The sequence below is a fragment of the Actinomadura soli genome (assembly GCF_005889715.1).
In the GTDB taxonomy this organism is placed as follows: Bacteria; Actinomycetota; Actinomycetes; order Streptosporangiales; family Streptosporangiaceae; genus Spirillospora; species Spirillospora soli.
The window spans coordinates 1-8307 of the sequence record NZ_VCKW01000314.1; the positions used below are offsets into that span (position 1 = coordinate 1).

An 8307-nucleotide genomic window follows, 5' to 3' on the forward strand; every position below is an offset into this window, starting at 1 on the left:
ACCGAGCCGACCGATCCGCCCGACCCCACGGTCATCGTCATCGCGGGGGTGTCCGGCAGCGGCAAGACCACCATCGGGAGCCTCCTCGCCGAACGGCTCGGCTGGGACTACGCCGAGGCCGACTCCTTCCACTCCGAGGCGAACATCGAGAAGATGCGCTCGGGCACCCCGCTCAACGACGACGACCGGCTCCCATGGCTGCGCGCCATCGCCGCCTGGATCGACGACCGTCTCGCCACGGGACCTCCCGGCGTGGTCACCTGCTCCGCCCTCAAACGCCGCTACCGCGCCATGGTGGCGGGAGGGCGGCCGGGCGTCCGGATGGTCCTGCTGGACGGCGACCGCGACCTCATCGCCGCCCGTATGAGGGCCCGCGAAGGCCACTACTTCAGCGCCGACCTCCTCGACACCCAGTTCGCCGACCTGGAACTCCCGGGCCCGGACGAGGACGTCCTCACCGCTCCCATCACCTGCACGCCGGATGAGACGGTCGCCCACATCATGAGGGCCCTCAGCCTCACCCTTCGCCATTAAGGCGAACCGCTCGCAGAACGGCCGTGAACGCCGCCCAATCGGCACTCGAAACCATTATCTTCGGCCCTTCGGGCCGAACGGAATCCCGTATGGCCACGCCACCGTCCGACAGCGATGCGACTTCCACACAGTGGCCGCTGTCGTTGCATTTGCTGCTCCGCCGCCAGCGGTGTACTGGTTCGCTCATCGATCCCCTCCGATAGCAGCTTGCCCAGACCGTGTCATTCCTCTGCCAGGCAGTCAAGATTCTCACGAGCTCTGGTATCAGGGTGATCTTCTCCCAGGACCTGGCGGCGGGCGGCGAGCACCGCACGGTGCTCGTTCTCCGCCTGCTGGTGCTCGCCACGGTGCCGTAAGAGGTGGGCAAGTTGAAAGCGGGTCTCCAGAGTGTTCGGATGATCCGCACCCAGAATCCTGAGCTCGACACGGTAAACGGACTGGTACTCGGCTTCCGCCGCATCGAACTGGCCGCTGTCGTGCAGCAGTGACGCCAAATGGTATTGAGTGTTCAGGAGCTCTGGATCTTCCTCGCTCATGATCTGCCGCTGCGTGCGGAGCACAGCCCGATACTCGGCTTCCGCCTCCTCGTGGCGCCCTTGATCGCGCAGTACCGTGGCGAATTCCTGCCGGCTGGTCAGTGTTCGCCGATCTTCCTCGCCGAGTATTCTGCGACGAGCCGCGATGACGGGCCGGTATTCGTTCTCCGCTTCCACCAGCCGCTCGCGGTGGCGCAGGATATGAGCAATTCCATGGCGGCTCGCGAGGACTTCGGGGTGGTCCTCCCCCAGCGCGCGACGACCGACATCGAAAAGAGTCCGGTATTCACGTTCTGCCGCCTCATAGTGTCCGCGATCGTGCAGCACGCCCGCGAGCCGCCGCCGGGTCTCCAGGGTTTGCGGGTGCGCTTCGCCGAGCACACCGCGCTGAGTCGCGAGGATCGTCCCGTACGCGGCTTCCGCGCGAGCGTAGAAGCCGCGTACGCGCAGATACCGGGCACCGAGGTTGGCGACACGACCGAGCTGTTCGACCCAGGCTGTGGGCGGATCGGCCGTGGTGAACACCCGTAGGCCGAGGTGGAGGGCGTGGGGAGCCAGAAGCCGCCAGTCCGGCCACGCGCGGGGGTCGAGGGGCTCGCCGACCCATTCGGCGTCGGCCACTCGGCCCACCAGATCTACCGCCGTGCCCAGCAGGGTTCGTGGCTCATCCGCGGGCGTCGTGCTTCGCAGGCTGACGTCGCGGACCAAGGGATGCATGGTCACGACGTCCCCCTCCCGGTCCGCGGGACGGATCTCGATCAGGCCGACCGAGCGAAGCGCCGCCAATCCCGGACCGACCCCGTCGGCGCCCTGGTCGAGGCACACGGACCCGAGGACGTCGTGATCCAGCAGGTCCAGGGGGATGGGAACCCCCTCCGCGAACTGTGCCAGCACCAGCAGCAACCGTCGCGCCTGCGGGGTCCCTTCCTGCGCCAGCCGGTTCAGGGACAGCTCCCAGGTACTCGTCACAATGTCCCGATCGGCGCCGCCTTGCCCCATCAGGACTGAGAAGCGCGTCTCCAGGGCTTGCCGGTAGCCGTCGAATGTCCGTTCCCTGGCGAACGGCGATGCCAGATGCGAACCCGCGTGATACAGAGCCAGGGGGAGCCCGCCCAGGCGGGCCGACAGGACCCGTGCCTGGTTATCCGTACCGGCGTCAGGTGCCATGTCCAGCAATACCTGGGCGCCCGCATCGGCGGGCAACTCGGCCACGGGATGGTTCTCCACGTGCGGGCCCCACCGACGGGTATCGGAGTTCCGGCTCGTCACCAGGACGAGTCCGGCCCTCGTCGGGCGCAGCCATCCGTTCCCGTCGCGCACCGTCCTCTGGCCGGAGGCTAACGCCGCCAGATCATCGGCATTGTCGATCAGCAGTACCCAACCCGGCCGCTTTTCCAGCTCGGGCCAAAGCACATCGGACGGATCGCGCTTGCCCGCAAGGGCCCCTCGTACCTGGTGCGGGGCGGCCCCCAAACTTTCGGCCAGGTCCAGCAGTGTCGAGGTCAACGAAGACGCGTCGACCGCCGGTGCCCACCACACCGTTCTCCCCTGCTCGGCCGCCAGCTTCGCCACCCAGAGGGCCACGGTCGACTTTCCCGTGCCGCCGAGCCCCGACAGGAGGTGGACGCGGCCGTCCGGGCGAGCGATCAGTTCTTCAAGCCGCCGCAGCAAGGGGTCCCGGCCACGTATCCATTCGGGCAACCGCCCCACCGGTGGGACCAGGACCGCCCGGCCCAGGGGGTCGACGGGAGCGCAGTGCTCGTCATCGTTCGTCCCCGCGCCCGGCGGCCCGGATGTGCCGAGATAGAAATTCGCCCCGCTGAAGTCACCGCCCGCGCCTATGTTCACGCCGCCGGCGGCTTCGTCCGTCCGGCCACCGGCCGCCTCCTCATCGGGGGGCGATTGCGGGTCACCGGAGAGCAGGGACAGCCGTCCGCCCACCAGGACCGCGATGACGGCGCCGGCGAACCACATAAGCTGGATCCACCAGTCCCCCTGGACGCGGTTCGTGGCGACTCCGGCGGCGACCGCCAGGCATCCGCCGCCCAATGAGACCGCAACCGGTACCGGCCGTATCCGACGACGCGAGCCCATGAACCCTTACTACCGGGCCCCCGCTGACGCGGCCGATGGGTTCCTCGGAACGATCACCCAGAGTCCACTACCGGTCAGTCGCGGACGTAGTAGTGGCCCAGCGTGTCGTCGTAGCGGCCGCTGGGGCGGCAGCAGCGGCGGAAAGCGCCGCCCGGACCCGCAGGGGCACGGGTCGCCGCCGCCCAGCTTCTCGATCAGCTCGGTGTCGACGCCGACCTTGCGGGCGCCGCGCTTGACCTTGGTCTCGCTAGAGGGAACCCCCGGCGGCGCTTGCTGGACGGCTCAAAAGGACGCCTCGGCGTCGTGGTCGCGGTACATGGCGGACTCCTTCGGCAGGCGATCCTGACAGCGTCCGACGGTAGGGAGCGGGCCCTGCCCCGCGCCACCGGTTTTCTCCGGCCCCGGTCAGTGGCGGCGTTTGGCGGCCCAGTCGCGGATCTTGTCGATGCGCTTGCGGATGTCGTCGGCGCTGGCCTGGGCGATGGGAGGGCCGCCGCAGGAGCGGCGCAGCTCGCTGTGGATGACGCCGTGGGGCTGGCCGGTGCGGTGGTTCCAGGCGCCGACGAGGCCGTTCAGCTCGCGGCGGAGGGACGCGAGGTCTTCGGCGGCGGTGCGGTCGGCGCGCGGGTCGCCGGTCTTCTTCCTGCGCTCGCCGGCGAGCTGGTCGGCCTGGCGCTTGCGCAGCAGCGCCGACACCTGGTCGGGTTCGAGCAGGCCGGGGATGCCGAGGTACTCCTCCTCCTCGGCGGAGCCGGGCTGGGCGTGCATGCCGAACTCGCCGCCGTCGTAGAGGACGCGGTCGAACGTCGCGGACGCCTCGACGGTCTCGAAGGGCAGCTCCTCGCCGACCGCGTCCGGCGTGTCCTTCTGCCGGTTGGCGTCGGCGAGCAGCTCGTCGTCCAGGCCGTCCTCGCGGACGGGACGGTCGAGGACGTGGTCGCGCTCCTCCTCCATGTCGGCCGCGTGGCCCATCAGCGTGGGGACCGAGGGCAGGAACACCGACGCCGTCTCGCCGCGCTTCCGGGCGCGCACGAAACGGCCGATGGCCTGCGCGAAGAACAGCGGAGTGCTGGTGGACGTGGCATACACGCCGACGCACAGCCGCGGGATGTCGACGCCCTCGGACACCATCCGGACCGCGACCATCCAGCGGTCGTCGGTGTCGGTGAACTGCTTGATCTTCTTGGACGCGGACGGGTCGTCCGACAGCACGACCGTGGCGCCCTGGCCGGTGACGGCGCGCAGCATCTTGGCGTAAGCACGGGCGGTCTCGTGGTCGGTGGCGATCACCAGGCCGCCGGCGTCCGGGATGACGCGGCGCAGCTCGGTGAGGCGGCGGTCGGCCGCGCCGAGCACCTGCATGATCCAGTCGCCCTTCGGGTCGAGGGCGGCGCGCCACGCCTGGGCGGTCTGGTCCTGGGTGAGGGGCTCGCCGAGGGTCGCGGTGATCTCGTCGCCGGCCCGGGTGCGCCAGCGCATCTCCCCCGCGTACGCCAGGAAGATCACCGGGCGGACGACGCCGTCGGCGAGGGCCGGGCCGTAGCCGTAGGTGTAGTCGGCGCGGCTGCGGCGCACGCCGTCCGGGCCCTCGTCGTACTGGACGAACGGGATCGGGTTGATGTCGGTGCGGAACGGCGTGCCGGACAGCGCCAGGCGGCGCGTCGCGGGCTCGAACGCCTCCCGGACGGCGTCGCCCCAGGACAGCCCGTCGCCCGCGTGGTGCACCTCGTCGAAGATCACCAGCGACTTGCGGGACTCGGTGCGGTTGCGGTGCAGCGCGGGACGCGCGGCGACGGTGGCGTAGGTGACGGCGATGCCGTGGAAGTCCTTGCCGACGGGGCCGTCGCCGTTCTGGTACTCGGGGTTGATCTTGATGCCGACGCGCGCGGCGGACTCGGCCCACTGCCGCTTGAGATGCTCGGTCGGGCACACGATCGTGATCGCGGAGATGACGCGGCGCTCCATCAGCTCGCGGGCGAGGCGGAGCGCGAACGTCGTCTTCCCGGCGCCGGGCGTCGCGACGGTGAGGAAGTCGCGCGGGCCGGGCTCGGTGCCGTCCTGCCCGAAGTAAGCCTCCAGCGCGTGCTGCTGCCAGGCGCGCAGGGACGACGCCGTCCCCCAGGCGGCCCGCTCGGGGAAGGCGGGAGGCATGCTCGATGCGGCGAAGGTGCTCACGGTCATCGAAGGCTACCGAGCCCCACCGACAGATCGCGCCGCCGCGGCCCCACTTGTGCCGAGATCCACAGTGGGTCCGGGGTGGGTCCGCGGGGGCGCGTCCGTCGTCAGCGGGACCTGTACGCCGCCCAGGCGGCACGGATCCTACGGCCCTGGCCTGCGGTGAACTCCCGCATGCAGGTGTCGTGGGCGTAGTCCATGAAGTTGTGCACCGGATCGTCGCCCCGCTGCGGGCATGTGTCGCGGTAGTCAGGACATCCTTCCGCCGGTTCCGCCTCGTACGGCGTGTCGGCCACCCCGTCGCCGGGCGGCAGGCACCCGCCCTCGAAGGTGTGCAGCAGCCCGAGCCAGTGCCCGATCTCGTGGACGGCGGTGTAGCCGCGGTTGAACGGCTTGTACGGCCCCTGCGGCAGGCTGCGGTAGTCGATGGTGACCCCGTCCATGCGCGGGTCCTTCTTGTACTGGTGGGGGAACGTGGCGAAGCCGAGCACCTCGGTGCCCACGGCGGCGGTGAAGACGTTGAGCGTGCCGCGCCCGCCTTTGCGCAGGCGCCGCTTCATCGCGCCCTCGTACCTGCGCGGATGGTGGAACCACGAGGGCTTGTCCGTCCGGTCGTAGCCGGCCAGGCGGAACCTGACGCGCGTGTCCGCCCCGCCCTTCCTCCCCCCGTACGCGGCGTTCAGCGTGGCGATCTGCCGCCGGGCGGCCGCCTTGGACAGCCGCCCCCTGCCCCCGCTGTGGACGACATGGAACCGCACCGGGACGTTGACACGCCCGGCCCGCCGCAGTGACGCGTCCAGGCGGTGCTCGTCGGACGTGCCGAACCGGTCGGTGAGCGTCCGGCGGAGATCGGCGAGCATGGCGACGACCTCGTCGTGGCCGAGATCGGCCCGGTCATGAGGATGGGCGCGGCGCGCGGTTCCCTCCGGCGGGCACCCGTCGTCGCGTGCCGCTGCGGCCGGAGCGGCCCTGACCCGCGTCCGGTCACTCACCGAACCTGAAACAGCACACGCCGTGACCAGCAGTGCGCAGAGCGAAACCCCGGCGATCCGCCGCATTGATCCCCCGTTGATGTGTTACTAGCCCCGTAGAACCGAGAGGGCCCCGCGGTCATGTCCCCCGACCGCGAGACCTCTCACGCGCGCATGCCGATGCCGGCGACGCGCCCTCGGCCCCCGCCCCTCGGCGGCGGCCGGTCACTCGTCGCCGTCGCCGCCGCCCGGCTTCATCGACTCGTAGATCTCCTTGCACTCCGGGCAGACCGGGAACTTCTTCGGGTCCCGGTTCGGCACCCAGACCTTGCCGCACAGGGCGATCACGGGCGTGCCGCTCACCGCGCTCTCGGTGATCTTCGCCTTCTTCACATAGTGCGCGAACCGCTCATGGTCGCCGTCACCGTGCGAGAGGTCCGGCCGCACATCTGTCTGGGTGTCGCCGTCGGGCAGGATCTTCGTACTCACGTGGTTCACCTTAGTTCAGCGTCGGGTCCTCGGGGAACGTGGAGACGAAGGCCAGGTCGCCGCCCTGCCTGCGCAGGACCTGCCGCCACAGCCCGTCCGGGTCGGCGGCGAACACGTCCCCCGCCTCGGCCGGCACCAGGTACCAGGAACCGTCCTCGATCTCCCCGCGCAGCTGCCCGGCCGACCATCCGGCGTAGCCGGCGAACACCCGGAACTGCAGCAGCTCGGCGGCCAGCAGGGCGGGCGGGGCCTCCAGATCGACCAGGCCGACCCTGGCGACCTCGGTGCCGCCGTCCAGGGCGCGCCAGCCGAGCGGCTCGTCCTCGCCGGGGAGGCGGGCCAGGGCGAGCGCGTTCTCCAGCGCGACCGGGCCGCCCTGGAACACGACCGCCGGCCCGGTGACGAGTTCGGCCCACGGCGGCAGGACGCGATCGACCGGCACCTCGGTCGGCCGGTTGAGGACAACGCCGAGCGTCCCGCCCTCGATGTCGTGCTCGACCAGCAGGACGACGCTCCGCCGGAAATTCGGATCCTCCAGCTGAGGGGTCGCCACCAGCAGGAGCCCCACCCTGATGCCGTCTTCCATGGGTTCCATCATGCGTTGCGCGGACCTCCGGCGGCACGTCCCAGGGCTCGTTAGCCTGTTACGCATTCCTATCGATGGGGATATCGGCACCACAAGAACCTAGGTTGACAATGATCTAGGATCATCGGCCACCCGCACGGCACCCGCCGGCGGGCCGGGGAGGACAGCGATGCAGTTGCCCAGGGTCGTCATCGCCGCCGTGTTCTTCGTGATCGGAGCGCTGATCGCCATCCCGGCCCTGATCAATTGGGTGTCGCCCGACTCCGAGCGCGCCGCGTCGGCCACCACCACGTCCAGCCCGTCCCCCTCGGGGTCGTCACCATCCGGGGGGAAGCCCGCACTGGCGGTGACGGTGACCATCGGGTCGGTGGCGTGCCCGGCGGCGACGGTGAACGTCACCGTCCGCAACACCAGTAACAAGACCATCGACTTCGGCATCGAGAAGGACGACGACACCGCCGCGATCCCCGGCCAGATCCGGCCGGACTCGACCCGGACGGTCGCCGTCCGGCTCCGCGAGGACCGCCGCACCCGCATCACGGTCAACTGGGCGAACAAGCGGATCGGGTCCAAGACCGTCACGGCGAACTGCAAGAAGGCGGCCGGAGGGGCGGGGACGACGCCGACCCCGACACCGACCAGGACCCCGCCGGACAAGCTGCCGCACACCGGCCCCGACGAGGTCCTGTGGGCCCGCGCCGCGACCGGCGTCGGCATCATCCTCACCGGCGCGATCATCTTCTGGTACGGCGGGATCTGGCCCCGCCGCCGCGAGCAGGTCTTCTCGAAGAAGAACACCTAATGGCGGTGCATCGGTCAGGCCGGGAAGGCAGGATCGGTGGCTGATGAAGCCGACCGGTGGGTGAGCACTGTTCATCACCAGGCCCGCTGTGCGAGGTCGAGGGCTAGATCGTGCCCCCAC

General features: G+C 70.4%; 8 protein-coding genes. 2 read left to right on the forward strand and 6 right to left on the reverse strand.

Annotated features, from left to right (window positions below; translation table 11 throughout):
• Positions 1 to 534 (forward strand): gluconokinase (locus ETD83_RS36395; RefSeq protein ID WP_329603043.1); only part of this gene is annotated, 534 nt, incomplete at its 5' end.
• Here ETD83_RS36395 and ETD83_RS36400 read toward each other — a convergent pair.
• The 6 genes from ETD83_RS36400 to ETD83_RS36430 form a co-directional block, all read right to left on the reverse strand.
• Positions 518 to 721: a DUF397 domain-containing protein gene (locus tag ETD83_RS36400; RefSeq protein WP_138649752.1), complete on the reverse strand. Its 204-nt coding sequence runs from the start codon at positions 719 to 721 to the stop codon at positions 518 to 520. The two genes, ETD83_RS36395 and ETD83_RS36400, sit on opposite strands and share 17 nt — an antisense overlap.
• A gap of 34 nt (positions 722 to 755) precedes the next feature.
• Complete coding sequence (locus ETD83_RS36405; RefSeq protein WP_138649753.1) at positions 756 to 3044, reverse strand: tetratricopeptide repeat protein; 2289 nt, start codon at positions 3042 to 3044, stop codon at positions 756 to 758.
• Between the two features lie 525 nt (positions 3045 to 3569).
• On the reverse strand, positions 3570 to 5315 hold the full coding sequence (locus ETD83_RS36415) for a DEAD/DEAH box helicase (protein ID WP_171064647.1): 1746 nt from the start codon (positions 5313 to 5315) through the stop codon (positions 3570 to 3572).
• Between the two features lie 131 nt (positions 5316 to 5446).
• Entirely contained in the window at positions 5447 to 6331 is an 885-nt protein-coding gene (locus ETD83_RS36420) for a zinc metalloprotease (protein WP_230421419.1), read from the reverse strand.
• Between the two features lie 204 nt (positions 6332 to 6535).
• Positions 6536 to 6799: a DUF3039 domain-containing protein gene (locus tag ETD83_RS36425; protein WP_138649756.1), complete on the reverse strand. Its 264-nt coding sequence runs from the start codon at positions 6797 to 6799 to the stop codon at positions 6536 to 6538.
• A gap of 10 nt (positions 6800 to 6809) precedes the next feature.
• On the reverse strand, positions 6810 to 7385 hold the full coding sequence (locus ETD83_RS36430) for a YqgE/AlgH family protein (RefSeq protein WP_138649757.1): 576 nt from the start codon (positions 7383 to 7385) through the stop codon (positions 6810 to 6812).
• Positions 7386 to 7554: 169 nt separating this feature from the next.
• Here ETD83_RS36430 and ETD83_RS36435 point away from each other — a divergent pair, with 169 nt between their 5' ends.
• Positions 7555 to 8187: a hypothetical protein gene (locus tag ETD83_RS36435; RefSeq protein WP_138649758.1), complete on the forward strand. Its 633-nt coding sequence runs from the start codon at positions 7555 to 7557 to the stop codon at positions 8185 to 8187.
• Positions 8188 to 8307 lie beyond the last annotated feature (120 nt).

What these genes read in the sequence shown, in the direction of transcription:
- ETD83_RS36430 (WP_138649757.1), bottom strand. Translation starts at nt 7,385, where the DNA reads ATGGAAGACGGCATCAGGGTGGGGCTCCTGCTGGTGGCGACCCCTCAG.
- ETD83_RS36435 (WP_138649758.1), top strand. Translation starts at nt 7,555, where the DNA reads ATGCAGTTGCCCAGGGTCGTCATCGCCGCCGTGTTCTTCGTGATCGGA.
- ETD83_RS36400 (WP_138649752.1), bottom strand. Translation starts at nt 721, where the DNA reads ATGAGCGAACCAGTACACCGCTGGCGGCGGAGCAGCAAATGCAACGAC.
- ETD83_RS36405 (WP_138649753.1), bottom strand. Translation starts at nt 3,044, where the DNA reads ATGTGGTTCGCCGGCGCCGTCATCGCGGTCCTGGTGGGCGGACGGCTG.
- ETD83_RS36415 (WP_171064647.1), bottom strand. Translation starts at nt 5,315, where the DNA reads ATGCCTCCCGCCTTCCCCGAGCGGGCCGCCTGGGGGACGGCGTCGTCC.